General features: G+C 63.5%; 21 protein-coding genes and 1 pseudogene. 13 read left to right on the top strand and 9 right to left on the bottom strand.

Going from position 1 to position 24,401, the window contains the following annotated elements:
- The first annotated feature begins 48 nt into the window (after nt 1-48).
- The 4 genes from ACG0Z6_RS13705 to infA all read left to right on the top strand — a co-directional run bounded on the left by ACG0Z6_RS13705 (nt 49) and on the right by infA (nt 2,601).
- Nucleotides 49-576, top strand: coding sequence for an NADPH-dependent FMN reductase (locus ACG0Z6_RS13705; RefSeq protein ID WP_394462306.1), 528 nt, complete (start codon nt 49-51; stop codon nt 574-576).
- The gene (locus ACG0Z6_RS13700) at nt 573-1,469 is read left to right on the top strand and encodes a MipA/OmpV family protein (RefSeq protein ID WP_394462304.1); all 897 of its coding nucleotides are present in this window, start codon (nt 573-575) and stop codon (nt 1,467-1,469) included. The genes ACG0Z6_RS13705 and ACG0Z6_RS13700 overlap by 4 nt, the downstream gene beginning before the upstream one ends.
- A 265-nt stretch (nt 1,470-1,734) precedes the next feature.
- Nucleotides 1,735-1,947 carry a cold-shock protein gene (locus tag ACG0Z6_RS13695; RefSeq protein WP_394462302.1) on the top strand — a complete coding sequence of 71 codons (213 nt, stop codon included), beginning with the start codon at nt 1,735-1,737 and terminating at the stop codon, nt 1,945-1,947.
- Nucleotides 1,948-2,340: 393 nt separating this feature from the next.
- A complete protein-coding gene (gene infA / locus ACG0Z6_RS13690) occupies nt 2,341-2,601 on the top strand; it encodes a translation initiation factor IF-1 (protein ID WP_394462869.1) in 261 nt (86 codons plus the stop codon).
- Between the two features lie 63 nt (nt 2,602-2,664).
- On the opposite strand, the pseudogene ACG0Z6_RS13685 reads toward infA, so the two are convergent.
- From ACG0Z6_RS13685 to ACG0Z6_RS13650, 8 genes and pseudogenes are all read right to left on the bottom strand, one after another.
- Nucleotides 2,665-2,748, bottom strand: a pseudogene (locus ACG0Z6_RS13685) (hypothetical protein); the annotation flags it as partial.
- 288 nt (nt 2,749-3,036) lie between these two features.
- Nucleotides 3,037-3,996, bottom strand: coding sequence for an alpha/beta hydrolase (locus ACG0Z6_RS13680; protein WP_394462300.1), 960 nt, complete (start codon nt 3,994-3,996; stop codon nt 3,037-3,039).
- A 174-nt stretch (nt 3,997-4,170) separates the two neighbouring features.
- On the bottom strand, nt 4,171-6,762 hold the full coding sequence (gene acnB / locus ACG0Z6_RS13675) for a bifunctional aconitate hydratase 2/2-methylisocitrate dehydratase (RefSeq protein ID WP_394462298.1): 2,592 nt from the start codon (nt 6,760-6,762) through the stop codon (nt 4,171-4,173).
- Between the two features lie 41 nt (nt 6,763-6,803).
- Nucleotides 6,804-7,205 (bottom strand): type II toxin-antitoxin system VapC family toxin, encoded by a 402-nt coding sequence (locus ACG0Z6_RS13670; protein WP_394462296.1) that lies wholly within the window; start codon nt 7,203-7,205, stop codon nt 6,804-6,806.
- A gap of 5 nt (nt 7,206-7,210) precedes the next feature.
- Nucleotides 7,211-7,480 (bottom strand): AbrB/MazE/SpoVT family DNA-binding domain-containing protein, encoded by a 270-nt coding sequence (locus tag ACG0Z6_RS13665; protein ID WP_394462294.1) that lies wholly within the window; start codon nt 7,478-7,480, stop codon nt 7,211-7,213.
- Between the two features lie 133 nt (nt 7,481-7,613).
- Nucleotides 7,614-8,168, bottom strand: a complete 555-nt coding sequence (locus tag ACG0Z6_RS13660) for a hypothetical protein (RefSeq protein WP_394462292.1) — start codon at nt 8,166-8,168, stop codon at nt 7,614-7,616.
- A 102-nt stretch (nt 8,169-8,270) separates the two neighbouring features.
- Nucleotides 8,271-9,269, bottom strand: a complete 999-nt coding sequence (locus ACG0Z6_RS13655) for an HpcH/HpaI aldolase/citrate lyase family protein (protein ID WP_394462290.1) — start codon at nt 9,267-9,269, stop codon at nt 8,271-8,273.
- A gap of 77 nt (nt 9,270-9,346) precedes the next feature.
- Nucleotides 9,347-10,333, bottom strand: a complete 987-nt coding sequence (locus ACG0Z6_RS13650) for a malate dehydrogenase (protein WP_394462288.1) — start codon at nt 10,331-10,333, stop codon at nt 9,347-9,349.
- Nucleotides 10,334-10,580: 247 nt separating this feature from the next.
- On the opposite strand from ACG0Z6_RS13650, the gene ACG0Z6_RS13645 reads away from it, so the two are divergent.
- The 8 genes from ACG0Z6_RS13645 (at nt 10,581) to ACG0Z6_RS13610 (ending at nt 18,109) form a co-directional block, all read left to right on the top strand.
- Nucleotides 10,581-11,408, top strand: a complete 828-nt coding sequence (locus ACG0Z6_RS13645) for a GntR family transcriptional regulator (RefSeq protein ID WP_394462286.1) — start codon at nt 10,581-10,583, stop codon at nt 11,406-11,408.
- A 97-nt stretch (nt 11,409-11,505) separates the two neighbouring features.
- Complete coding sequence (gene sdhC, locus ACG0Z6_RS13640; protein WP_394462284.1) at nt 11,506-11,946, top strand: succinate dehydrogenase, cytochrome b556 subunit; 441 nt, start codon at nt 11,506-11,508, stop codon at nt 11,944-11,946.
- 50 nt (nt 11,947-11,996) lie between these two features.
- A complete protein-coding gene (gene sdhD, locus ACG0Z6_RS13635) occupies nt 11,997-12,359 on the top strand; it encodes a succinate dehydrogenase, hydrophobic membrane anchor protein (protein ID WP_394462282.1) in 363 nt (120 codons plus the stop codon).
- A gap of 3 nt (nt 12,360-12,362) precedes the next feature.
- Entirely contained in the window at nt 12,363-14,138 is a 1,776-nt protein-coding gene (sdhA, locus tag ACG0Z6_RS13630; RefSeq protein WP_394462280.1) for a succinate dehydrogenase flavoprotein subunit, read from the top strand.
- A 22-nt stretch (nt 14,139-14,160) separates the two neighbouring features.
- Nucleotides 14,161-14,868 carry a succinate dehydrogenase iron-sulfur subunit gene (locus ACG0Z6_RS13625; protein ID WP_394462278.1) on the top strand — a complete coding sequence of 236 codons (708 nt, stop codon included), beginning with the start codon at nt 14,161-14,163 and terminating at the stop codon, nt 14,866-14,868.
- Nucleotides 14,868-15,155 carry an FAD assembly factor SdhE gene (locus ACG0Z6_RS13620; protein WP_394462276.1) on the top strand — a complete coding sequence of 96 codons (288 nt, stop codon included), beginning with the start codon at nt 14,868-14,870 and terminating at the stop codon, nt 15,153-15,155. Before ACG0Z6_RS13625 ends, ACG0Z6_RS13620 begins: the two co-directional genes overlap by 1 nt.
- A gap of 50 nt (nt 15,156-15,205) precedes the next feature.
- Nucleotides 15,206-16,516 carry a citrate synthase gene (gene gltA, locus ACG0Z6_RS13615; RefSeq protein ID WP_394462275.1) on the top strand — a complete coding sequence of 437 codons (1,311 nt, stop codon included), beginning with the start codon at nt 15,206-15,208 and terminating at the stop codon, nt 16,514-16,516.
- A gap of 267 nt (nt 16,517-16,783) precedes the next feature.
- Nucleotides 16,784-18,109: a TRZ/ATZ family hydrolase gene (locus ACG0Z6_RS13610; protein WP_394462273.1), complete on the top strand. Its 1,326-nt coding sequence runs from the start codon at nt 16,784-16,786 to the stop codon at nt 18,107-18,109.
- Between the two features lie 51 nt (nt 18,110-18,160).
- Here the strand turns inward: ACG0Z6_RS13610 and ACG0Z6_RS13605 are convergent, their stop codons facing one another.
- On the bottom strand, nt 18,161-20,059 hold the full coding sequence (locus tag ACG0Z6_RS13605; protein ID WP_394462271.1) for a DUF5666 domain-containing protein: 1,899 nt from the start codon (nt 20,057-20,059) through the stop codon (nt 18,161-18,163).
- Between the two features lie 298 nt (nt 20,060-20,357).
- Here ACG0Z6_RS13605 and purL point away from each other — a divergent pair, with 298 nt between their 5' ends.
- Nucleotides 20,358-24,389: a phosphoribosylformylglycinamidine synthase gene (purL, locus tag ACG0Z6_RS13600; protein WP_394462867.1), complete on the top strand. Its 4,032-nt coding sequence runs from the start codon at nt 20,358-20,360 to the stop codon at nt 24,387-24,389.
- Nucleotides 24,390-24,401 lie beyond the last annotated feature (12 nt).

Raw genomic sequence — 24,401 nt, 5'->3', positions numbered from 1 at the left:
CCCATGCACAATGTGCGCCACCTCACCAGCACCCCTAGGAGCACTGCTTTGACCACCATCTTGGCCCTCAGCGGCAGCCTACGAGCTGCATCTCGAAACACTGGTTTGCTGCGCTGTGCGCAAGCCCAGGCACCACGCGGGGTGAGCGTCGAAATTGCAGACCTGCGCGACATTCCCTTCTACAACGCAGACCACCCCGAACCCACGCCTGCCGTGGCCCAGTTCTTCGCTCAGCTAGAGCGTTGCGACGCATTGCTGCTGGCCTGCCCGGAGTACAACTACTCCATCGCCCCGGTGCTCAAGAACGCGCTGGACTGGGCCAGCCGCGCGCCCAACAACAGCCTGCTGGCGGGCAAACCCACGGCCATCGTCAGCGCTGGCGGTGGCATGGGGGGCTCGCGCGCGCAGTACCACCTGCGCCAAGTCGCGGTGTGCCTGAAGCTCAATGTCTTGTTGGCGCCGGAGCTGTTCGCCAACGCCTTCGGGCCTGACTTCAACGAGGCTGGCGATGTGGTGGGCGAGCGCACGCGGGCTCTGGTGGCTGGGCAGCTCGACGCTTTGCTGGCCCTGCGATGAACTTGCGCTCATCACCCTTGGCTCTGGCTGCGGGCCTGACGCTGTCGGCTCTGTGTGCTGCGGCCACAGCGCAGGCACCGGACGCCACATCCAGCAGCGAGGCCCCCGCCGCCACACCCGAACCCATGCCCCATGCCAATGCTTCTAGCAGGCCGCTGTGGGAGCTGGGCCTGGTCAGCGTGGCCGCCTCGCAAACAGCATGGCCTGGCGCCCAGCAACGCGTCGGACGCTTCCTGGTGCTGCCCTATGTGGTGTACCGCGGCGAGCATTTGCGCGCTGACCGCGACAGTGCGGGTTGGCGGGCCTATAAAACCAGCGGCTTCGAGCTGGACTTGGGCGTGGGTGGCTCGCTGGGTGGAGCTGCCACCAACGAAGGCGTGCGCCAAGGCATGCCGCAACTCGGCACCTTGCTGGAGCTGGGGCCGCGCGCCAGCTGGACGCTGACGCAGCACCGTGACGAACAGGTGGTGCTGGAGCTGCCGCTGCGCGCCGCCTTGGACCTGAGCCACCGTGGCAGGCATCGCGGCTGGACGCTGGAGCCCAAGCTGCGCTGGGAACGCGCGCTGGCGGGCAACACTTTTGTGGCGGTGAGCACCTCGGCTGTGCTGGCCGATCAGCGCTTGGCCAGCTATTTCTATGGCGTGGAGCCACCCTACGCCACGACACAGCGCCCAGCCTACCAGGCCCGCGCGGGCCTGGTGGCCTGGCGCCTGTCGGCTTCCGGGGCCTGGCGCATTCACCCGCAATGGCGCGTGTTTGGCGCGCTGCGCGGCGAGGTGCTCAGCGGCGCGGTCAATCTGGACAGCCCGCTGGTGCAGCGCAAAACCGGCTATGCGGCAGCTCTGGGCTTGGTCTACACCTGGAAGCAATCCGAGCAACGCGGCGCCGATTGAGGGTGCGGGCGGGGTGCGCAAAGCACCTGCCCAATTTGCGCTGCGCGCTTTTCCCAATGTGTGGTACATTCGAGAGATAGATTCGCGCAAGACCGTTCTACCCAGGTCACATCTGCAGCCCCGCTGGCCTCCCCTAGGCCTCAGTTCGCGAGCGGCTCGCTTCAGCCCAACACCCGCTGATTGCTCTTGAGTGTTTCTGTCTCCGTAACGCATTCGCGTGCTCGGAGTCCCTTCTTCATCTATCCCTATTTATCAAGGAAACACCATGACAACTCAGTCCGGTACCGTGAAATGGTTCAACGACAGCAAGGGCTTTGGCTTCATCGCCCCGGCTGATGGCTCCAAGGACCTGTTCGCCCACCAAAGCGAAATCCGCAACAACGGCGGCTTCCGCACCTTGGCCGAAGGCGCGCGCGTTGAGTTCGAGGTGAAGGACGGCCCCAAGGGTCCCCAAGCCTCCAACATCCGCGTTCTGTAAGCACAAGCTGCAAGCCGCAGCATCCGGGCCTCAAGGCCCGGCCCAAAACCGCGCCAAGACGGTTCTCGCCGATCAAGGCGCACACCTCAAGCCATATGCATAACAACAGCATTGAGGTGGGGCGCTTCACTGTCTCACCCATGACTCATTCCGAAGCTGACGGTCGATTCGTCGCTTCGGTGTCTATCCGCTCCGGAAGAGGGATGGCCAGCACGGACCGCGTTTGGCGGTTCGAACAGCGCTTCCCCTGCTCGGAATCAGCCCTGCGTTTCGCAGCAGGCGAAGGCGTTGCTTGGGCCACCCAGCATTGACGGCGCCAGCCTTTCGAACAGGGCACCACCATGAGAGGTCTTGGTCGGCACCGACCGGGAGCTTTCCTTACCAAAGGGTCACATGGCCAAAGAAGAACTCATCGAGATGCGCGGTACTGTGGACGAGGTTTTGCCCGACTCCCGGTTCAGAGTGAAGCTTGAAAACGGCCATGTGGTGATCGCGTACACCGGCGGCAAGATGCGCAAGCATCACATCCGCATCCTGGCTGGCGACAGCGTGACCCTGGAGCTGTCGGCTTACGACCTCTCCAAAGGTCGCATCACCTTCCGGCATCTGGAGCGCCGCGCGCCCACGCCCAATCAAGGCTATCAGCGCCGCTGAAGCACTTGTGGCGCTGCACGGCTGCAGCGCCCCCGCTGCGGCCACGCCCGCAGCGCTAATTCATCACACATCGACGTGTTGCCAGCACAGCAAGAGATTGTTGGCTGGCATTTCCACGTGCTGGCGCAACTGCAGGCCCGCGGCCTGCGCAGCTTGTTCGGCGCTTCATACGTGGGCCAGAACCTTGCCCAGTTGCACCATGGGCGTGCCAGTTAAACCATTGGGCCGTGGTCGACCAAGCTGTAGCCGTGGCCTTGGTAGAGCTGGATCAAGCGCTGGTTACTGCCCGACTCGCTTTCGGCTTCAAGCGCCTGCAGCGTGATGATCAGCGGTGTTCTCGCTGGTGGTGTCTGCCATCCTCGCACGAAACAAGGTCAGGCGGTCCGATATGCCTGGACGTTGGATGAAGAAGAGTTGCATAGGGGTGAGTCGACGTCAGCGCTTGCCCAGGGCCCGCGCCAAAAAGTCCACCAGTACGCGTGTGAACTCAGGTGCCAAGGGCAGGGATGGGTTGCCATAGGAGGCCATTTGCTGCTGTGGATCGGCCTCGACCTGTTTCAACACATGGTTCATGCCTGTCACGATGCTCAGTTGGCAGCGTGACTGAGCGGCGCTGAGCCGTTTGGCATCACTGACTTGCACCTGAATGTCCGTATCCCCTTGGAGGATCAGGCAGGGGGCTTTGGTTTTGGCCAGCTCCTGCTCCGGTTGAATCTTGATCCACGATATCAGATAGGGTTGGACTGAGGGGCGGTAGAGTGCGGCCAGTTCGGGCGGAGCGTCTGGGACTGTTTTGCCTTGCTCCAGGGTTTTGAGCACTTCTTCGTTGCGTGCCGCAAGCGTGGCGGGGAGCCGCCCCGCCAACTGGCGCCGCAGTGTCGCCCCTGCGCTCTCGCCCGCGCCGGCGATCAGAACCAAGGCACTGAGTGAGCGCTGGGTCTGGGCGGCCATGGTGGCAATCAATGCGCCCTCGCTGTGACCGATCACACCCACGCGGCTGAAACGTTTGTCGGTGCCCAGCATGGCCAGCCAGTCCGCAGCGTCGCGCACAAAATGGTCAAAGCGCAGGTCGGCTTCGGCGGTGGCTGCTGCAACGCTTTCTGCCACACCCCGCTTGTCATAGCGCACCGAGGCAATGCCAGCGCTGGACAGCGCATCCGCGAGTTGCTTCAGGTTGTTGGACTGCAGTTGCGCGACCGGCCCGTTGCCGTTTCGGTCGGTAGGGCCCGAGCCCGCGATGATCAGGACCACCGGTGCAGGCGCACCAGTCTCGGGTTCACTCAGGGTGCCAAAGAGGCTACCCGTTGGCGTTTTCAATTCCATGGCTGACTCAGCGCCCAGCGCGGCAGTCAGCGAGCAGCAAAACAACGTGAAGGCCAGTAGAGGGGTTCGCATGGCACAAGGTCCAACACCTAGGGTGCAGGGGGAGTGGACATGTGAGCCACTCTACTGCAGTGCAACATGACCAGGCTGCGGGAATACCAGTGGCGAAGTCGATGCTGCGGGCACAAAAAAGCCCGCCGAGGTGGCGGGCTGCTTGGGTGCTCAAAGCGGCATGGGCCGCTTCGTTCAGGCGTTCACGCCCTTGGCCACGTCGGCGTACTCTTCGATCTGGTCGAAGTTCATGTAGCGGTAGACGCTGGCCTTGTCGGCGTCGATCACGCCCATCTCCTTGAGGTACTCCTCCTTGGTCGGCAGGCGGCCCAGGCGCGAGGCAATGGCTGCCAGCTCGGCCGAGCCCAGGAATACATTGGTGTTCTTGCCCAGACGGTTGGGGAAGTTGCGGGTGGAGGTGGAGATCACGGTGGCGCCTTCGCGGACCTGCGCCTGGTTGCCCATGCACAGCGAGCAGCCCGGCATTTCGGTGCGCGCACCGGCGGTGCCGAAGGCGGCGTAATGGCCTTCCTTGATCAGCTCGCTCTGGTCCATCTTGGTCGGCGGGGCGACCCACAGCTTGACCGGGATGTCGCGCTGGCCGCCCAGCAGCTTGGCTGCGGCGCGGAAGTGACCGATATTGGTCATGCACGAACCGATGAAGGCTTCATCGATCTTGGTGCCGGCCACTTCGGAGAGGAACTTGGCGTCGTCCGGGTCGTTGGGGCAGCAGACGATGGGTTCCTTGATGTCGGCCAGATCGATCTCGATCACAGCAGCGTACTCGGCGTCCTTGTCGGCTTGCAGCAGCTCGGGCTTGGCCAGCCAGGCTTCGACCTTCTCGATGCGGCGCTGCAGGGTCTTGGCGTCGGCATAACCGTCGGCGATCATGTTCTTCATCAGCACGATGTTGCTGGTGAGGTATTCCTTGATCGGCTCGGGGTTGAGCTTGATGGTGCAGCCAGCGGCCGAGCGCTCGGCTGAGGCGTCGCTCAGCTCAAACGCTTGCTCCACCTTCAGGTCGGGCAGACCTTCGATTTCCAGGATGCGACCCGAGAACACATTCTTCTTGCCGGCCTTGGCCACGGTCAGCAGACCGGCCTTGATGGCATAGAGCGGAATGGCATGCACCAGGTCACGCAGGGTGACGCCGGGCTGCAGCTCGCCCTTGAAGCGCACCAGCACCGACTCGGGCATGTCCAGGGGCATCACGCCCGTGGCGGCGCCGAAGGCCACCAGACCGGAACCGGCCGGGAAGGAGATGCCGATGGGGAAGCGGGTGTGCGAGTCACCGCCGGTGCCCACGGTGTCGGGCAGCAGCAGGCGGTTCAGCCAGCTGTGGATCACGCCGTCGCCCGGACGCAGGGCCACGCCGCCGCGGTTGGAGATGAAGGCAGGCAGCTCGCGGTGGGTCTTGACGTCTACGGGCTTGGGGTAGGCGGCGGTGTGGCAGAAGCTCTGCATCACCAGGTCGGCCGAGAAGCCCAGGCAGGCCAGGTCCTTCAGCTCGTCGCGGGTCATGGGGCCGGTGGTGTCTTGCGAACCCACGGTCGTCATCTTGGGCTCGCAGTAGGTGCCCGGGCGCACGCCCTGGCCTTCAGGCAGGCCGACTGCGCGGCCGACCATCTTCTGCGCCAGGGTGAAGCCGGCCTTGGATTCGGCAGGGGGCTGGGGCAGGCGGAACAGGGTGGAGGCGGACAGGCCCAGGAACTCGCGCGCCTTGGCGGTCAGCGAGCGGCCGATGATCAGGTTGATGCGGCCGCCAGCGCGCACTTCGTCGAACAGCACATCGCTCTTGAGCTTGAACTCGGCCACGGTCTGGCCGTTCTTCACCAGCTTGCCGTCATAGGGCAGCACGTCGATGACGTCGCCCATCTCTAGCTTGCTCACATCCACCTCGATGGGCAGGGAGCCGGAGTCTTCTTGCGTGTTGAAGAAGATGGGGGCGATCTTGCCGCCCAGGGTCACGCCGCCAAAGCGCTTGTTGGGCACAAAGGGGATGTCTTGGCCGGTGGCCCAGATCACCGAGTTGGTGGCGGATTTGCGGCTGGAGCCGGTGCCGACCACGTCGCCCACATAGGCCACGAGGTTGCCCTTTTTCTTGAGGTCCTCGATGAACTGCATCGGGCCGCGCTTGCCGTCTTCCTCGGGCTTGAAGGCCGCGTCGGGACGGGTGTTCTTCAGCATGGCCAGGTAGTGCAGCGGGATGTCCGGGCGGCTCCAGGCGTCGGGGGCGGGCGAAAGGTCGTCGGTATTGGTTTCGCCGGGCACCTTGAAGACGGTGACGGTGATCTTCTTCTCGACTTCGGGACGCGAGGTGAACCACTCGCCGTCGGCCCAGCTTTGCATCACTTGCTTGGCCCAGGCATTGCCGGCCTTGGCCTTGGCGGCCACATCGTTGAAGTAGTCGAACATCAGCAGGGTCTTCTTCAGACCCTCAGCGGCCACGCCAGCGACTTCGGCGTCGTCCAGCAGCTCGATCAGCGGATGCACGTTGTAGCCGCCCACCATGGTGCCCAGCAGCTCGGTGGCCTTGGCCTTGGAGATCAGCGCCACGCTGATGTCGCCATGGGCTACGGCGGCCAGGAACGAGGCCTTGACCTTGGCGGCGTCGTCCACGCCCGGGGGCACGCGGTGGGTGAGCAAATCAACCAGAAAGGCGTCTTCACCCGCGGGCGGGTTTTTGATCAGCTCGATCAGGGCCTCCACCTGCTTGGCATCCAAGGGCAGGGGAGGAATGCCCAGCGCGGCGCGCTCGGCAACGTGTTGGCGGTAGGCTTGCAGCATGACTAGCTCCTGAGTGGCTGAGGGCGGGTTGTGGCTCGGGCTCAAAGACTGGGCCGTATGAGTTTCAACCCTTTGAAATAGGTTTTGAAAAACGACTCGTCGGCGGTGATCAGTCCATTGCATTGCAACAGGGCATGGGCACCAACGAGGAAATCGGGCGAGGCGCGGCGGTCTGCCGCTTGGCGACTGCGGTGGCGGCGTTGCATTTCACCGGCGCGCACCGCGGCTTTTTGTTCGAGCGGGCTGTAGCGTATGCCCATGTCTTCGAGCACCTGCATGGCTTCGTCGCCGCCGTGCAGCGCGGCGCAGACCTCGGCCACCACTACATCGCACACCACCACGGGGCCACGGGTGAGCGCTTCGCGCAGCGCCGCTTCGGCCATATCGGCCCGCGCACTGCCTGAGAGCAAATCCACCAGCACCGAGGAATCGATGGCGATCACGGGTTTCAGGACTCCATGGGGTCGTTGGGGGCGCGGCCGCGCACGGCGCGCATGGCTTGGTCCACATCGCTAAAGCCATCCAGCTTGAAGCGGCCCCGCGCGCGGGAGATGGCGTCGTCAACGTTTTTGCGCAAGATGATGCGCGCACCATCAAGCTCGACTTTCAGCGTGGTGCCTTTGGTCAAGCCCAGCGCATCACGCACGGCCTTGGGCAGCGTGATTTGCCCCCGCTCTGCCACGGTGGCTTCCATGATGCGCTCCGGTGTTGTGCTCATTGCCTCTCCGGTATGGCTCGAAAAGTATGCATTCATTATACGTACCGAAGAGGTCCAAGCAAAACGCTCAGGTTTGACTGTGGGCGTGAAAAAGGCCCGCAAGCGGGCCTTTGGATTGTGCGGGGCAAGGGCCTTACTGTGGCTGTGTGATGCCAAGTCCAGTGCCTGGCGCGCTGGCGGCTTCAGCAGCCATGGCCGCGGCAAAAGACTTTTGTTCTTCATTGACGCAACTGTCGACCAAGCGCTGGCCGACTTTGGTGTTCATCAACATGCTTTTGGCCGGAATTTGCAACCACACCACGCCAGCATGTTTGTCCTCCAGGCGCACGGCGCCTGTGCTGGTGGGCTCAGGGGTCATGTTGTAAGTCTGCTTGCCAAACTGCAGCTTGAAGTGCCCAGCCTTGTTGGGGTTGGGTGTGATGAGTACTTTTTGGTTGAACTCGCAGTGCGCTTCGCCGTGAGCCACGTGCGGGGCCACGGCCAGCTGAGCGTCGCTCAAGGGCAGTTCCTCGACGCGCGCGGCCGGTGTTGCGGTCTTGGTGTTGCGGGTTTTGCTGGCGCTGCGCTTTTCACTGCTCTTTGTGGCTTGGGTCGATGGGCTGGGGGTGTTGGCCGCGAGGGCAGTCTCAGCTTGCAGGCCCAGGGTCAGTGCTATTGCCAGACACAAACGGTGGGTGGTCATGCTCATAAACGTACCTGTCTTTTCGATTTGTATTGAGACAAAAGGGGAGTGGGCCAATTGTCTGCTCAGCCGAGCCCGGCGCAGATCAGGGTTTGCGGCCAAGTTGTGTCAATCGGCTGCAAAAAACGCCTGACGCACTTCTTGCGGCAGATCTTGCCCAGTGCGATGTGCGCGCTGCAGAACTTGCCAGAAGTAGCGGTAGCTGGCGCGGTCGTGCAGGGTGTCGCGGTGCTGGATGGGGGCCCAGTGGGCGGCTTGTGCTGCCATCAGGATGTCGATGGCCTGGTCCACCTCGGCTGCACTGGGCGCAAACGCGTCCAGAATGGGCTGAATCTGTTGGGGGTGAATGCTCCACATGCGCGTGTAGCCAAACTCGCGAGCAGCGCGCTCGGCAGCTGCTTGCAGGGCGGCGGTGTTTTTGAACTCCGTCACCACGCAGTGCGAAGGTGTTTTGCCCCAGCAGTGCGCCGCCGCCGCCAATTCCAGCTTGGCGCGCACCACCAACGGGTGGGTGAACTGGCCGTGCGCGGTCATGGCGTACTGAGGAATGGCGCCACCGTGGGCCGAGACAAAGTCCATCAGGCCAAAGGACAGTGACTCAATGCGCGGATGCGCGGCAATGGCTTGCACATCCCGCAGTGCGCCGTGGGTCTCGATGAGGGTGTGAATGGGCAGACTTTGCGGCTGCAGGCCGTGGCGCCGCAGGGTGGCGTCAATCCAGTCAGCGGCGCGCTGCACGTCCTGCAGGCTCTGGGGCTTGGGCACCATGACGTAAGCGCAGCGCTGCGCGTGTGCGCATAGCGCCTCGACGTCGGCCTCAAATGCAGCGTGCCCCCAGGGGTGAACGCGCACGCCCACGCGGCCATGGGCGTTGTGCGCACTGTTGAGCAAGCTCAGCACCATCAGCATGTGCTCAGCTTCGCCGCCCACGGGCGCGCCATCTTCGCAGTCCAGTGTCACATCAAACACAGGCCCCATCTGGGCTTGCAGCTCCAAGCTCTTGCGCATGCGGGCTTCGACGCCGCAGTAGTGGTCGACCACCGGGAGCGCGATTTGTGAGGCTTGGTCCTCGAACAGGGCTTGATGGGGGTGCTGGGGTGCGGTCATGGCATGAGGCAATAAAAAAGGGCTGGCGAGAGCCAACCCTTTGGAGTGTCGCTCAAGCGCCGGCTGGCGCTTGGGGCTCACAGCAGATGCTTGACGCCGTCTTTCTCGCCTTCGAGCTCAGCCAGAGTCTTGTTGATGCACTCTTGGCTGAAGGCGTCGATTTCCAGGCCTTCGACGATTTTGTATTCGCCATTGGCACAGGTCACGGGGTAGCCGAACATGGTTTCCTTGGGGATGCCGTATTCGCCGTTGCTGGGGATGCCCATGGTCACCCACTTGCCGTTGGTGCCCAGTGCCCAGTCGCGCATGTGGTCGATGGCGGCGTTGGCAGCCGAGGCGGCGGAGGACAGGCCGCGTGCCGCAATGATGGCTGCGCCGCGCTTGCCCACGGTGGGCAGGAACACGTCACGGTTCCACACTTCGTCGTTGATCAGAGCCTTGACGCTTTGACCGTCGATGGTGGCAAAGCGGTAGTCCGCGTACATGGTGGGCGAGTGGTTGCCCCACACGGCCAGTTTCTCGATCGAGCCCACAGCCTTGCCGGTCTTGGTAGCGATCTGGCTGGCGGCACGGTTGTGGTCCAGGCGCAGCATGGCGGTGAAGTTCTTGGCCGGCAGGTCCGGCGCCGACTTCATGGCGATGTAGGCGTTGGTGTTGGCGGGGTTGCCCACCACCAGTACCTTCACATTGCGCGAGGCCACGGCGTTGAGCGCCTTGCCCTGGGCCGTGAAGATTTGAGCGTTGGCGGCCAGCAGGTCGGCGCGCTCCATACCGGGGCCGCGGGGACGGGCGCCGACCAGCAGGGCGTAGTCGGTGTCCTTGAAGGCAGTCATGGGGTCGCTGTGGGCTTCAATGCCAGCCAGCAGCGGGAAGGCGCAATCTTCCAGCTCCATGATCACGCCCTTGAGCGCGTTTTGCGCCTTTTCGTCGGGGATCTCCAGCAGCTGCAGGATCACGGGCTGGTCTTTGCCCAGCATTTCGCCAGAGGCGATGCGAAACAGCAGCGCATAGCCAATCTGACCAGCGGCGCCAGTAACGGCGACGCGAACGGGTTTCTTGCTCATCAGAGTCTCCGAGAGAGGGGCTAAAAAACTTGTGGCGATCGCAGCGCCCGCCCAAATGTGGCGCCGCACGCAGCGCGGCAAGTGTAGGGCAAGCGGCCTCGCGCCAAGTGTGCATTGCGGGCGTTGTTGGCGCTTTAGTGAGCCTATAGCGCAAGCTTTGCGTTGTGCTGACGGTCTTGTGTCTTATATAAGACATCCTGTGAATGTTTGGACAGCACGCTTGGCCTGTGCTGCAATTCTGCCCACCATGCCAGCCACGCGCCCGCCCAAGTCTTTGCCTGTGTCCGCTGCAGGTCTGCCAGAGTCCATGGCGGGCGAGGCGGCCGAGCGAGGCTTGGCCTTTGCGCCGCTGTACCGCCAAGTCAAAGCGCGCATCGTGGCGAGCTTGCAGTCGTGTGAGTGGCGCCCGGGTGAACTCATTCCCAGCGAAATGGAGCTGGCTGCGCGCCTGGGCGTGAGCCAGGGCACAGTGCGAAAGGCCGTGGATGAGCTCGCCGCTGAGAACCTGCTGGTGCGCCGACAGGGGCGGGGCACGTTTGTGGCCACGCACGCCGAGCAGCGTCAGCAATACCGGTTTTTGCGCCTGATGGCTGACGAGGGTGGCGTGCCGCTGCTGGAGCGAGAGTTGCTGGAGTGCCGCCGGCTGCGCGCGCCGGGCTGGGTGGCCAAGGCGCTGCAGTTGCGCAGCGGCGATGGCGTGATCGAGATTCGCCGCCTGCTGCGCGAGGTGCCAGGGGCTGAGCAGGAGCGCGGTGCGGGCACGCCCGTCGTGCTTGACGACATTTGGCTGCCCGGCGCGCTCTTCAAGGGTTTGAATACAGAGATGCTGATGGCCCACAAAGGGCCGTTTTATGGTTTGCTTGAGACGCGCTTTGGGGTGCAAATGATTCGTGCCCAGGAGCGCATTCGGGCTGTGGCGGCTGACGAGGAGACTGCGGCCTTGTTGCTTCAGCCCCAGGGAGTGCCGCTCTTGAGCGTGGAGCGTCTGTCCTACACCTACGCAGACAAGCCAGTGGAGCTGCGACGCGGCTTCTACAGCACGGCGCGGCATTTTTATCGGAATGAATTGAATTGAAATGCGCTGTGACTGGACAAAAAGGGGCAAAGCTGTGTCACTTACAGCTGTTGCATTGCAATAAAATCTTTAGGTTTAACACCACTCAAGGTCTGACATGACGGACATCACCAAGGACACGCCAAGACCGCGCGCGGTCTATCGCAACATCCACGTGACGCAGATCCTGGCATACCGGCTGCCTCCAGCTGGCATTGTTTCCATCCTGCACCGCGCCAGCGGCATGCTGATGTTTCTGCTGTTGCCCTTCGTGGTTTGGATGTTTGACAACAGCGTCAGCTCGGAAATCTCTTTCGATGCGTTCACCAACGTCTTTGTCGCGGGCTGTGGCTTTGTGCCAGGCTGGGCGGTCAAACTCGTGGCGCTGGGTCTGATCTGGGCCTATTTGCACCACTTCATCGCGGGCGTGCGCCACCTCTGGATGGACGCCACCCACAGCGTCAGCAAAGAGCAGGGGCGTTCGAGCGCCGTCATCACCCTCGTGCTGGGTGTGGTTTTGACCTTGGCTCTGGGCGCCAAGCTGTTTGGTCTGTATTGAGTTTTCTCAGGCAACCCCAGTCCTGATTTCAAGACGAGGCAACCCAAGTTATGAGTACTTATGGCTCCAAGCGCACGGTAGTCGGTGCGCACTACGGGCTGCGCGACTGGTTGGCGCAACGCGCTACCGCCGTGCTGATGGCCCTGTTCACCATCGTGCTGTTGGTTCAAGTCCTGTTCACCGCTGAGCCCCTGGGCTACGAGCTGTGGGCCGGCATCTTTGACCGGCAGTGGATGAAATTCCTGACCTTCACGCTGATCCTGTCCCTGGCTTATCACGCCTGGGTGGGTGTGCGTGATATTTGGATGGACTACGTCAAATCGGTGGGCCTGCGCCTGGCGCTGCACGTGTTCACACTGGTTTGGCTGCTGGGTTGCGCGGGTTGGGCGATCCAAGTGATCTGGAGGCTTTAAGAAATGCAAGTAGGAACCTCGCTGCCCAAGCGCAGATTTGATGTGGTGATCATCGGCGCTGGTGGCTCCGGCATGCGCGCCTCGCTGCAGTTGTCGCTGGCTGGCCTTAACGTGGCCGTGCTCTCTAAGGTCTTTCCCACGCGCTCCCACACCGTGGCCGCTCAAGGCGGCATCGGTGCGAGCCTGGGCAATATGTCCGAAGACAACTGGCACTATCACTTCTTCGACACCGTCAAGGGCTCAGACTGGCTGGGCGACCAAGACGCCATCGAGTTCATGTGCCGCGAAGCGCCCAAGGTCGTCTACGAGCTTGAGCACTTTGGCATGCCGTTTGACCGCAATCCCGACGGCAGCATTTATCAGCGCCCCTTCGGTGGTCACACCGCCAACTACGGCGAAAAGCCTGTGCAACGCGCTTGTGCTGCGGCTGACCGCACCGGCCACGCGCTGCTGCACACGCTCTACCAACAAAACGTCAAAGCCAAGACCCAGTTCTTCGTGGAGTGGATGGCCCTGGACCTGATCCGCGACGCCGAAGGTGACGTGGTGGGCGTGACGGCGCTGGAAATGGAAACCGGCGAAGTGCACATCCTGCAGGCCAAGACCGTGCTGATGGCCACGGGCGGTGCGGGCCGCATCTACGCGGCTTCGACCAACGCCTTCATCAACACCGGCGACGGTCTGGGCATGGCCGCGCGCGCGGGCATTCCGCTCGAAGACATGGAGTTCTGGCAGTTCCACCCCACCGGCGTGGCCGGCGCGGGCGTGCTGCTGACCGAAGGCTGCCGCGGTGAGGGGGCGATTTTGCGCAACGCCAACGGCGAGCGCTTCATGGAGCGTTATGCGCCGACCCTGAAGGACTTGGCCCCGCGTGACTTTGTGTCTCGCTCCATGGACCAGGAAATCAAGGAAGGTCGCGGCTGCGGTCCCAACAAGGACTATGTGCTGCTGGATATGACCCACCTGGGTGCCGAGACGATCATGAAGCGTCTGCCCTCGGTGTACGAGATTGGCCACAACTTCGCCAACGTCGACATCACCAAGGAACCCATTCCTGTGGTGCCGACCATTCACTACCAGATGGGTGGCATCCCGACCAATATCCACGGTCAGGTGGTCGTGCCCAACAACGGCAAGCACAACGACATCATCAACGGCCTCTACGCCGTGGGCGAGTGCTCCTGCGTGTCGGTGCACGGCGCCAACCGCCTGGGCACCAACTCGCTGCTGGACTTGGTGGTGTTTGGCCGCGCGGCGGGCCGCCACATCGTCGAGTTCAACCTCAAGAACCGCGAGCACAAAGACCTGCCCAAGGACGCGGCCGACCGCACCTTGGAGCGTCTGGCACGCTTGGATTCGACCACCAACGGCGAATACGCCCAGGACGTGGCCAACGACATCCGCGCCACCATGCAAAAGCACGCCGGTGTGTTCCGCACCCAAGCCAGCATGGAGGAGGGTGTGCAGAAGATCATGGAAGTTGCCGAGCGCGTCAAGAGCATTGGCCTGAAGGACAAATCCAAGATCTTCAACACGGCACGTGTTGAGGCGCTGGAAGTCGAAAACCTCATCGAGGCGGCCAAGGCCACCATGACCTCGGCGGCGGCGCGCCCCGAGTCCCGTGGCGCCCACGCTCACAACGACTACCCCAACCGCGATGACGCGAACTGGATGAAGCACACGCTGTGGTATTCCGAGGGTAACCGGCTGGACTACAAGCCCGTGAACCTCAAGCCACTGACGGTTGAATCCGTGCCCCCCAAGGTCCGTACGTTCTGAGCGTCGAGTCGAGGTATTGAATATGAGCCAAAAGCGAACTTTCCAGATCTACCGCTACGACCCGGACAAGGATGCCAAGCCCTATATGCAGACCATCGAGATCGAACTCGATGGGAACGAACGCATGTTGCTGGACGCCCTGGTCAAGCTCAAAGCGGTGGACCCCACCCTGAGCTTCCGTCGCTCCTGCCGCGAAGGCGTGTGCGGCTCCGACGCCATGAACATCAACGGCAAGAACGGTCTTGCTTGCTTGACGAATATGCGCTCGCTGCCGCAAACCGTGGTGCTCAAGCCCCTGCCGGGCCTGCCCGTGGTGCGCGACCTGATCGTCGACATGACGCAGTTCTTCAAGCAGTACCACTCGATCAAGCCTTTCTTGATCAACGACACGCCGCCGCCCGAGAAGGAGCGTCCGCAGTCGCCTCAAGAGCGCGAAGAGCTCGATGGTCTGTACGAATGCATCTTGTGCGCGAGCTGCTCGACGAGCTGCCCCAGCTTCTGGTGGAACCCCGACAAGTTCGTGGGTCCTGCCGGTTTGTTGCAGGCCTACCGCTTCATTGCGGACAGCCGCGACCAAGCCACCAGCGAGCGCCTGGACAACCTTGAAGACCCCTACCGTTTGTTCCGCTGCCACACCATCATGAACTGCGTCGATGTCTGCCCCAAGGGTTTGAACCCCACCAAGGCCATTGGCAAGATCAAGGAATTGATGGTTCGCCGCGCCGTGTGATGAATGTCATGACTGCCGATGTACACACCCTGGTCGATGAGCGGGCGCTCTCCAAGCTGAAGTGGCGCTGCCGCCGCGGCTTGCTTGAGAACGATTTGTTCATTGAGCGTTTTTTCAAGCGCTACGAAGGCAGTTTGACCGCATTTCAAGCCGAAGGGCTGCGCCAGCTGATGGATTTGTCCGATAACGACTTGTTGGACTTGCTGCTGCAGCGCAAGCAGCCCGAGGGCGAACTGACGCGCCCGGAGGTGCTGGAGGTTTTGGGCATGCTCAAAACTCCAGCCTGATCGCAGCCAAAAGCCAACCACCATTTCACCCGTAGTCAAAAGGAAAGCTTATGACCCCCTCTGACGTCAAAGCCACCCTGTCGTTCTCGGACGGCAGCCCCAGCATGGATCTGCCCCTCTACAAGGGCAGCATCGGTCCGGACGTGATCGATATCCGCAAGCTTTACGCTCAGACGGGCAAGTTCACTTACGACCCCGGCTTCCTCTCGACGGCTTCGTGCAACTCCACCATCACCTACATCGATGGCGACAAGGGTGAGCTGCTCTACCGCGGCTACCCCATCGAGCAGCTGGCGGTGTCGTGTGACTACCTGGAAGTCTGTTATCTGCTGCTCAACGGCGAACTGCCCAACGAGTCGCAAAAGGCCGAGTTCGAGCACAGCGTCATGCACCACACCATGGTGAATGAGCAGATGCAATTCTTCCTGCGCGGCTTCCGCCGCGATGCTCACCCCATGGCCGTGATGACCGGCTTGGTGGGCGCGATGTCGGCCTTCTATCACGACAGCACCGACATCAATAATCCCGAGCACCGCAAGATTGCGGCGATTCGCTTGATTGCCAAGATGCCCACCCTGGTGGCCATGGCTTACAAGTACACCATCGGGCAGCCCTACATCTACCCGAAGAACGACCTGTCCTACGCTGGCAACTTCATGCGCATGATGTTCGCCACGCCCTGCGAGGAGTACAAGCCCAACGAGGTGCTGGTGCGTGCCATGGACCGCATCTTCACGCTGCATGCCGACCACGAGCAAAACGCCTCCACGTCGACCGTGCGTCTGTGCGGCTCCTCGGGCACCAACCCCTTTGCTGCCATCGCCGCTGGCGTGGCTTGCCTGTGGGGCCCGGCGCACGGTGGTGCCAACGAGGCCTGCCTCAATATGCTGGCCGAAATCCAACAAATGGGTGGCGAAGCCAAGATCGGCGAGTTCATCAAGCAGGTCAAGGACAAGAACAGCAACGTCAAGCTGATGGGCTTTGGTCACCGGGTCTACAAGAACTACGACCCGCGCGCCAAGCTCATGCGCGAAACCTGCCACGAGGTGCTGAGCGAGCTGGGTCTGCATGACGACCCGCTGTTCAAGCTGGCCATGTCGCTGGAGAAGATTGCGTTGGAAGACGAATACTTCGTCGCCCGCAAGCTCTACCCGAACGTGGACTTCTACTCGGGCATCGTGCAGCGCGCCATCGGCATCCCGGTGCCGCTGTTCACGGCCATCTTCGCTCTGGCTCGTACCGTGGGTTGGATTGCCCAGCTCAACGAAATGATCAGCGACCCCGAGTACAAGATCGGCCGTCCGCGCCAGCTCTTCGTTGGTGCCGCTCCCCGCAACGTCACGCCTTTGGCTCAGCGTTGATGGCTTGAGGCTGCGCTCGCGGCTGGGGCCCTTGCTCCAGCATTGGGTGGCCTTGGCTGCACACAAAGCCCTCGTCCCTGCGGCCGAGGGCTTTGTGTTTTTGACAGCATTTTTGCCCGTAGACGCCATGGATGCGGGGCATGCGGATGCGCGGCGACAGCACCGCGTTTGTTTCAAAAAGCGGCTTGATGGAATGGAGTGCTGACCGTTCCAATAGCTGCTTTGGTGCGTGCGGCCGCCCAGGTCGCGCCGCCATTTTTAGGAGATATGTACATGACACAAGCTGTTTGCGTGCTTATGCCACGTTGGCTTATCACCATGACCCCAGGCTGTCCGGTGCTGGAGCAGCATGCGCTGGTGATGCAAGGGCAGCGTATTGCTGCGGTGCTGCCTCGCGATGAGGCGCTGGCGCGCTACGCCGATGCCCAGCGCGTGGAGCTGCCCGACCACGTACTGATTCCCGGTCTGATCAATGCCCACACGCACTCGGCCATGAGCCTGCTGCGCGGCGTGGCGGACGACCTGGCTTTGATGGACTGGCTCAACAACCACATCTGGCCGCTGGAGCGTCAGTGGGTGAGTGAAGACTGGGTCTATCAGGGCTCGCTGCTGTCCGCAGCTGAGGCCATCCGTGGCGGCGTGACCTACCTGAATGACATGTATTTCTTCCCCACGGCCATGGCACGTGCGGCGGTGGACAGCGGCATTCGTGCGGGCGTGTCCATCAACGTCATCGACTTCCCCACGGGCTATGCCAGCGGGCCGGATGACTACATTGCCAAGGGCCTCGCTGCATACGAGCAGTACAAGGGCGAAGCCTTGCTGGACTGGACCAGCGCACCGCACGCGCCCTACACGGTGTCGGACGAGACTTTTGTGAAGCTGCGCGAGCTGGCGGAGCGGCTGGATTTGCAGCTGCACTGCCACATTCACGAGACGCAAGACGAGATTGACGGCAGCCTCAAGCAGCACGGCGTGCGCCCGCTGGAGCGCCTGCACAAGCTGGGCCTGCTGAACTCGCGCATGATGGCCGTGCACATGGTGCACCTGAACGAAGCCGAGATTCAGCTCGTGGCACAGCAGGGCGTGCACCTGGTGCACAACCCGAGCTCCAATCTCAAGCTGGCCTCGGGTGTGGCGCCGCTCAAGGCGCTGGAAGCCGCGGGCGTCAACACCGTGTTGGGTACGGATGGCGCGGCGTCCAACAACCGCCAGGACATGTTTGCCGAAGTGCGTGCGGCAGCGCTGCTGGCTAAGGGTGTGACCGGGGACCCGCTCACGGTCAACGCCCGCACCGCGCTGGAGATGGCCACTGTGCGCGCGGCGCGCGCCATGGGCCGTGCCGACGATTTGGGCACCCTGGAAGTGGGCAAGCTGGCTGATGTGGTGGCTGTGTCGCTGGGCGCGCTGGAGTGCCAGCCTGTCTACCACGCAGACGCGCAGCTGGTGTATGTGGCTGGGCGCGAGCACGTCAGCGACGTGTGGGTGGCTGGTCGCCAGTTGCTGCGCAATCGCGAACTCACCACCATCGACAGCGGCGCTTTGCTGGCGCGCTGCGGCGACATCGTCGCGCGCATGAAAGCAGGGCGCTAAGCGCCCTGCTACAGCGCCCCCGGCTTGATGTGCGGGGGCGCTTTTTCGCCATCAACCCGGCTGGATGTGGATGACGGCGGCGACCAGCACGCCGTTGCTCATCTGGCCCTTGATGGAGACCTTCACGCCATTGGCGAGTTGGCTCAGCGTGCCGTCTTTGACCACCACGCTGGCCGCACTGGCATCGACGCGCTGTCCGTTCACGGTGAACTGCGCCGGGCTCGCAAAGTCCGCAATCAAGCCGCTGGCGTAGCTCATGCCTTGGGTGTTTTTGCCATCTTCCACCTCAATCTTGAGCGCCGTCAGGCTGACCTGCCCGTTGACCAAGCTGGCGCTGGCTTTGACTTCGACGCGCTTGCCGCTGACCAAATCGGCCAAGGAATTGCTCGGGCCTTCGACGCGGGTGGTGCTGGAGAGGGCTACGGTGTAGCTGCCAAGCTTGAAGCTGTTGGTGCCAACTTCGGAGATCACACCGCTCAAGCCCACCGTGCGTTCAGTCGGTAGGGGTGATGCCACGGTGATGGAGCTGGCCAACAGCGTAGCGCTGCTGGCCGAGTAGCTGCCTTCCACCACCAGCATGGCGCCCACGCTGAGGTCGGCGGCTGACTTGCCGCTGGGCAAGAAGCGGGTGCTCTCACCCCATTGCACGGGCACGCCCAGCAGGGTGAATTGGCGTGCCGCGGCATTGACGGCGCTGAGCGCACCTGCCAAGCGCGCGGGCTTGTCCGCCGGTGGCGTGGTGACTGTGATGTCCTTGGCCTGGACGCCGTTGGCGGTGATGGCGCCGCTGATCTGCACCCAGGTGCCCAGCGCCAAGTCACTGGCTTGGCCGCGCACAAAACGAGCTTGGGAGCCGTCCACCGTCGTGCCGCGCACGCTGAACTGAGAGAGGCTGACAAAGTCGCTGATCTGGCCGATGAGCAGGGCTTTGATGGCTGTGTCTTGCTTGAAGACCTTGAGCTTGTTGGCCACCAGTACGCCGTTGACCACGGTGCCGCTGGCCACGGCCTGCGCACCGTTGGCGATATCGGCCGCTGTGGTGCCATCGGTCAATGCTGCCTTGCTGGCGTCGACCGCCACATCGCCGATATAAAAGGCCGAAAGGCTTAGGAACTGCGAGATCACGCCGCCTGCGGCCAAGCTGGCGCCCTCTGTGGGTTTGCCTTTATGCACATCCACCTGGCTGGCTTGCAACACGGTGCGGCCACCGCTGGTGCTGGGGCTGCTCAGGGCGATGACGCTGACGCGGGTGCCGTTGGCAATGCTGGCGCCTGCGGGCAGCAAGCTGGCTTTGGCGTAGTCCACCACCACGCTGCTATTGCCCACCAGGCCAAAGGTTTTGGCGCTGCCGTCCACGTCGCGCACCATGCCGCTGAGGCGGAAGACTTCGGTGCCGTCTTTGGCGCGGCGCTCGATGCGTGTGGCCGTCACGCTGCCGTCTGCGGCCACAGTACCCGCCACACGCACCAAGTCGCCCACCACCAGCTGATTGAGGCCTGTAAAGCCCTCGTACTGCGTGGGCAGCTGCCCGCTGCTGACGACGTTGATGGCTTGCCCGAACACGCGCAGGTTGCCTTGGGTCGCATTCACCGCATCCACTGTGCCCACCATTGCAAAGTTCACGGTCAGGGCGTTGAGCAAGCCGTCGCTGCCCAGGCTGGCGCTGACTCGCATGCCTGTGCGCAGCTCGCCGAGCGAGGCGGCGGTCAGGGCATCCGCCTTGTGGGCAAAGCCCACGGTGGTGCGGCTGTCGTCGTAGCGCACGCCATCGATGACGACACTACCAAAGCCCGTGACGGTGCCTTCCAGGGCGGTGATGGCTGCCGGCTCCGGTGTGGCAGGCGAAGGCTGTGCGGGGGCGGCAGTGCTACCGCCACCACCACAGGCGCTCAAGAGTGCGGCAGTCAGCAGGGCGCTGCACAGCGCTAGCGTTGCGGCAAAGTGTTTCATGTTGGACCTCATGGAGTTGGCCAAGTAACGCAGGACTGGCGGCGCGAGAGCAAGCCAGTCAGTGCCAGAAACTGTAGGGGCGAATGCCGCACGGAATGCTTAGATTTGTAAAGTGATGGCGGGCTTGTTGCGTGCAGGCCTGGTCAGAAGTCACGCCCAACGGCAGCGTGTACTTTCCCAGTCTTGTCTCGACTTCTCAGGGCAATCACGGATGCTGGGCTGCGGCGCGGGCTAAAATTTTGGATTCCGTGCCGCTATGGCGGCGCATCGCAAACTCCAGCCCTACCCTCGGGACTCCATGGCCAGCCAGACCTCCTCCAAGCATCTGTTTCACTTTGAAGGGGGCAATGCGCTCTCCAGCTTCCGCGCCCAGGCCTTGCTGGCCCAGTTGCAGGCCGCGCACCCCGCGCTGGCTGCGCGCGTGAGCGACATCCAAGCCCGGCATGTGCATTGGGTTTGGGCCGAGCGGGACCTGGCCCCGGCCGAACAACAGCGGCTGGGTGATTTGCTGAACTATGGCGACGCCTACGCCGGGGCCACCGAGGGGCCGCTGGTGGTGGTGGCACCGCGCCTGGGCACGCTCTCGCCCTGGGCCTCCAAGGCCACGGACATTGCCCACAACTGCGGTTTTGACATCCGCCGCGTTGAGCGCGTGACCGAGTATCGCGTGGTGCTCAAGACCGGCTTGCTGGACAAAGTGGTGGGCACCAAGGCCCTGACACAGGAGGAGCTGCTGGCGCTGGCGGGCTTGCTGCACGACCGCATGACCGAAAGCGTGCTGCTGTCGCGCGAGGATGCGCGCCACCTGTTTGACGATAAAGAGGCGCAAGCCCTGGCCCATGTGGACGTGCTGCAGCGCGGCCGCGCGGCGCTTGATGAAGCCAATGTGGCTTGGGGCCTGGCGCTGTCGGACGACGAGATCGACTACCTGGCCAGCGCCTTCCAGAAACTGGGTCGCAACCCCAGCGATGTGGAACTGATGATGTTCGCCCAGGCCAACAGCGAACACTGCCGCCACAAAATCTTCAACGCCCAGTTCACTGTGGACGGCCAAGCGCAGCCGCTGTCGCTGTTTGGCATGATCCGCAACACCGAAAAGCTCAGCCCTCAGCACACGGTGGTGGCCTATTCGGACAACGCCGCCATCATGGAAGGCCACGCCATCGAGCGCTGGATGCCGCAGATTGGCGCCGAAGGCAGCCTGCGTGCGCCGCAATACCAAGCACGGCCTGAAACCGCCCATGTGCTCATGAAGGTGGAGACACACAACCACCCCACGGCCATCTCGCCGCACCCCGGTGCGTCCACAGGCGCGGGCGGTGAAATTCGCGACGAAGGCGCCACGGGCCGCGGCGCCAAGCCCAAGGCGGGCTTGACGGGCTTTTCGGTCTCCAACTTACACCTGCCGGGCTTGGTTGAGCCTTGGGAGCAGGGCGCGGTGGGCAAGCCCGAACACATTGCCAGCGCGCGCCAAATCATGACCGAAGGCCCGCTGGGTGGCGCGGCCTTCAACAACGAATTCGGGCGCCCCAATCTGGGCGGCTATTTCCGCGTGTACGAACAGGCCGTGGACGGCGTGGTGCGCGGCTATCACAAGCCCATCATGATTGCCGGTGGCCTGGGGGCCATCCGCGCTGACCAAACGCACAAGATCGAGTTCCCCGCAGGCACGCTGCTCATCCAGCTGGGCGGCCCGGGCATGCGCATCGGCATGGGCGGTGGCGCGGCCAGCTCCATGGCGGCGGGCACCAACACGGCGGACCTGGACTTCGACTCCGTGCAGCGCGGCAACCCCGAGATCGAGCGCCGTGCGCAAGAGGTCATCAACCACTGCTGGGGCTTGGGCGAAGCCAACCCCATCCTGGCCATCCACGACGTGGGCGCGGGCGGCATCTCCAACGCCTTCCCCGAGCTGGTCAACGACGCCGGACGCGGTGCCACTTTTGACCTGCGCCAAGTGCCGCTGGAAGAGTCGGGCCTGGCCCCCAAGGAAATCTGGTGCAACGAAAGCCAGGAGCGCTACGTGCTGGCCATCGCGCCGCAAAGCCTGCCGCTGTTTGAGGCCCTGTGTGCGCGCGAGCGCTGCCCCTTCGGCGTGGTGGGCCGCACCACCGAGCAGCGCGACCTGGTGCTGGAAGACGGGCCTCAGGGCGAGCGCGCCATCGACATGCCCATGGACGTGCTGCTGGGCAAGCCGCCCAAGATGCACCGCCAAGTACAGCGCGTGGCGCGCAGCGGCGGCGCGCTGGACCTGGGCGCGGTTGACCTGCAGCAGGCGGCGCTGGACGTGCTGCGCCACCCCACGGTGGCGAACAAGCGCTTTTTGGTGACCATTGGCGACCGCACTGTGGGCGGCCTCAACCATCGCGACCAAATGGTCGGCCCCTGGCAGGTGCCAGTGGCTGATTGCGCCGTGACGCTGGCGGACTTCAGCGGCTTTGCGGGCGAAGCCATGGCCATGGGCGAGCGCACGCCGCTGGCCGCGGTGAACGCTCCGGCGTCGGGCCGCATGGCCGTGGCCGAGGCCATCACCAATTTGCTGGCCGCACCGATTGAACTCTCGCGCGTGAAGCTGTCGGCCAACTGGATGGCCGCCTGTGGCGAGCCCGGCGAGGACGCCGCCTTGTTCGACACCGTGCATGCCGTGGGCATGTCGCTGTGCCCGCAGTTGGGCATCTCCATCCCCGTGGGCAAGGATTCGCTGTCCATGCGCACACGCTGGAGCGATGCCGACGGCCAGGTGCGCCAAGTCACCGCGCCGGTGTCTCTCATCATCACCGCCTTTGCCAGTGTGGCCGATGTGCGCAGCACGCTGACCCCGCAGCTGCAAGCCGGCGACACCACGCTGGTGCTGGTGGACTTGGGCCAAGGCCGCATGCGCATGGGCGGCTCCATCCTGGCGCAAACGCGCCAGCAGTTCGGCCCCGAAGTGCCCGATCTGGACGACGCCGAGCAGCTCAAGCAGCTGGTGCTGGCCGTCAACGCGCTGCGCGAGCAAGGCCACATCCTGGCCTACCACGACCGCAGCGACGGCGGCCTGTTTGCCTGCGTGGCTGAAATGGCGTTTGCTGGCCGCCAAGGCGTGGCGCTGAACGTGGACATGCTGGTGACTGAGGGCGACGGCATCAACGACAGCCGCGCCGATGTGGGCGACTCCAAGAACTGGGCCGCCCAAGTCAGCGCCCGGCGCGAGGAGCTCACGCTCAAAGCGCTGTTCAACGAAGAGCTGGGCGTGGTGCTGCAAGTGCCCACCGAGGCTCGTGATGCCGTGCTGCAAACCCTGCGCACGCATGGCCTCTCGCGCCACAGCCATGTGGTGGGCAAGACCACGGCGCAGACCGCGCTGGAAGTCTGGCGCGACACCAAGAAAATCTTTGGCGCCGAGCTGACCGAGCTGCTGCAGGCCTGGGACCAAGTGTCTTGGCGCATTGCCCGCGAACGCGACAACCCGGCCTGTGCAGACCAAGAGCACAGCCAGACCTGCGCCGTGGGCCCAGCCCCCCTGGTGTGGGCGCCGAGCTTTGATCCGGCCGACGATGTGGCCGCCCCGTTTATTGCCAGCGGCCAGCGGCCCAAGGTGGCCATCCTGCGCGAGCAGGGCGTGAACTCGCATGTGGAAATGGCCTATGCCATGGCGCAAGCGGGCTTTGATGCCTACGACGTGCACATGAGCGACCTGCAAGCCGGTGCGGTGGACTTGAGCGGCTTCAAGGGCTTCATCGCCTGCGGCGGCTTCTCCTACGGCGACACGCTGGGTGCGGGTGAGGGCTGGGCGCGCTCCATCCTCTTCAACGCCAAGCTCAAAGAGGCCTTTGAAGCCTTCTTCGCGCGTCAGGACAGCTTTGCCCTGGGCGTGTGCAACGGCTGCCAGATGCTGGCCGCACTCTCGCCCGTGATTCCCGGTGCCCAGCACTGGCCCAAATTCACGCGCAACAAGAGCGAGCAGTTCGAGGCCCGACTGAGCCTGGTGGAAGTGCTGGATTCGCCCAGCCTCTTCTTCCAAGGCATGAGCGGCAGCCGCCTGCCCATTGCCGTGGCTCACGGTGAGGGGTTTGCCGACTTCTCGCAGCGCGGCGACGCCGCCCAGGTGCTGCGCGCCATGCGCTTCGTGGACGGTCAGGGCCAAGCCACCGAGCACTACCCGCTCAACCCCAACGGCAGCCCGCAGGGCCTGACCGCTGTGACCACGGCCGATGGCCGCTTCACCGCCATGATGCCGCACCCCGAACGCGTGTTCCGCAATGCCCAGCTGAGCTGGCATGGTGGCGACATCAGCGCAGCCAGCCCGTGGCTGCGCATGTTCCGCAATGCGCGCAAATGGGTGGGGTGAGGCGCCAGTCCG

Origin of the sequence: Roseateles rivi (assembly GCF_043555845.1) — a bacterium.
Lineage (GTDB): Bacteria > Pseudomonadota > Gammaproteobacteria > Burkholderiales > Burkholderiaceae_C > Roseateles > Roseateles rivi.
The sequence above is the reverse complement of the archived record's forward strand: the minus strand, read 5'-3'. Positions and strand labels throughout refer to the sequence as shown.

Excerpts from the sequence above, each read along its gene's own strand:
- ACG0Z6_RS13700 (WP_394462304.1), top strand. The coding sequence starts at position 573 with ATGAACTTGCGCTCATCACCCTTGGCTCTGGCTGCGGGCCTGACGCTG.
- ACG0Z6_RS13695 (WP_394462302.1), top strand. The coding sequence starts at position 1,735 with ATGACAACTCAGTCCGGTACCGTGAAATGGTTCAACGACAGCAAGGGC.
- infA (WP_394462869.1), top strand. The coding sequence starts at position 2,341 with ATGGCCAAAGAAGAACTCATCGAGATGCGCGGTACTGTGGACGAGGTT.
- ACG0Z6_RS13680 (WP_394462300.1), bottom strand. The coding sequence starts at position 3,996 with ATGCGAACCCCTCTACTGGCCTTCACGTTGTTTTGCTGCTCGCTGACT.
- acnB (WP_394462298.1), bottom strand. The coding sequence starts at position 6,762 with ATGCTGCAAGCCTACCGCCAACACGTTGCCGAGCGCGCCGCGCTGGGC.
- ACG0Z6_RS13665 (WP_394462294.1), bottom strand. The coding sequence starts at position 7,480 with ATGAGCACAACACCGGAGCGCATCATGGAAGCCACCGTGGCAGAGCGG.
- ACG0Z6_RS13660 (WP_394462292.1), bottom strand. The coding sequence starts at position 8,168 with ATGAGCATGACCACCCACCGTTTGTGTCTGGCAATAGCACTGACCCTG.
- ACG0Z6_RS13655 (WP_394462290.1), bottom strand. The coding sequence starts at position 9,269 with ATGACCGCACCCCAGCACCCCCATCAAGCCCTGTTCGAGGACCAAGCC.
- ACG0Z6_RS13650 (WP_394462288.1), bottom strand. The coding sequence starts at position 10,333 with ATGAGCAAGAAACCCGTTCGCGTCGCCGTTACTGGCGCCGCTGGTCAG.
- ACG0Z6_RS13645 (WP_394462286.1), top strand. The coding sequence starts at position 10,581 with ATGCCAGCCACGCGCCCGCCCAAGTCTTTGCCTGTGTCCGCTGCAGGT.
- sdhC (WP_394462284.1), top strand. The coding sequence starts at position 11,506 with ATGACGGACATCACCAAGGACACGCCAAGACCGCGCGCGGTCTATCGC.
- sdhD (WP_394462282.1), top strand. The coding sequence starts at position 11,997 with ATGAGTACTTATGGCTCCAAGCGCACGGTAGTCGGTGCGCACTACGGG.
- sdhA (WP_394462280.1), top strand. The coding sequence starts at position 12,363 with ATGCAAGTAGGAACCTCGCTGCCCAAGCGCAGATTTGATGTGGTGATC.
- ACG0Z6_RS13625 (WP_394462278.1), top strand. The coding sequence starts at position 14,161 with ATGAGCCAAAAGCGAACTTTCCAGATCTACCGCTACGACCCGGACAAG.
- ACG0Z6_RS13620 (WP_394462276.1), top strand. The coding sequence starts at position 14,868 with ATGAATGTCATGACTGCCGATGTACACACCCTGGTCGATGAGCGGGCG.
- gltA (WP_394462275.1), top strand. The coding sequence starts at position 15,206 with ATGACCCCCTCTGACGTCAAAGCCACCCTGTCGTTCTCGGACGGCAGC.
- ACG0Z6_RS13610 (WP_394462273.1), top strand. The coding sequence starts at position 16,784 with ATGTACATGACACAAGCTGTTTGCGTGCTTATGCCACGTTGGCTTATC.
- ACG0Z6_RS13605 (WP_394462271.1), bottom strand. The coding sequence starts at position 20,059 with ATGAAACACTTTGCCGCAACGCTAGCGCTGTGCAGCGCCCTGCTGACT.
- purL (WP_394462867.1), top strand. The coding sequence starts at position 20,358 with ATGGCCAGCCAGACCTCCTCCAAGCATCTGTTTCACTTTGAAGGGGGC.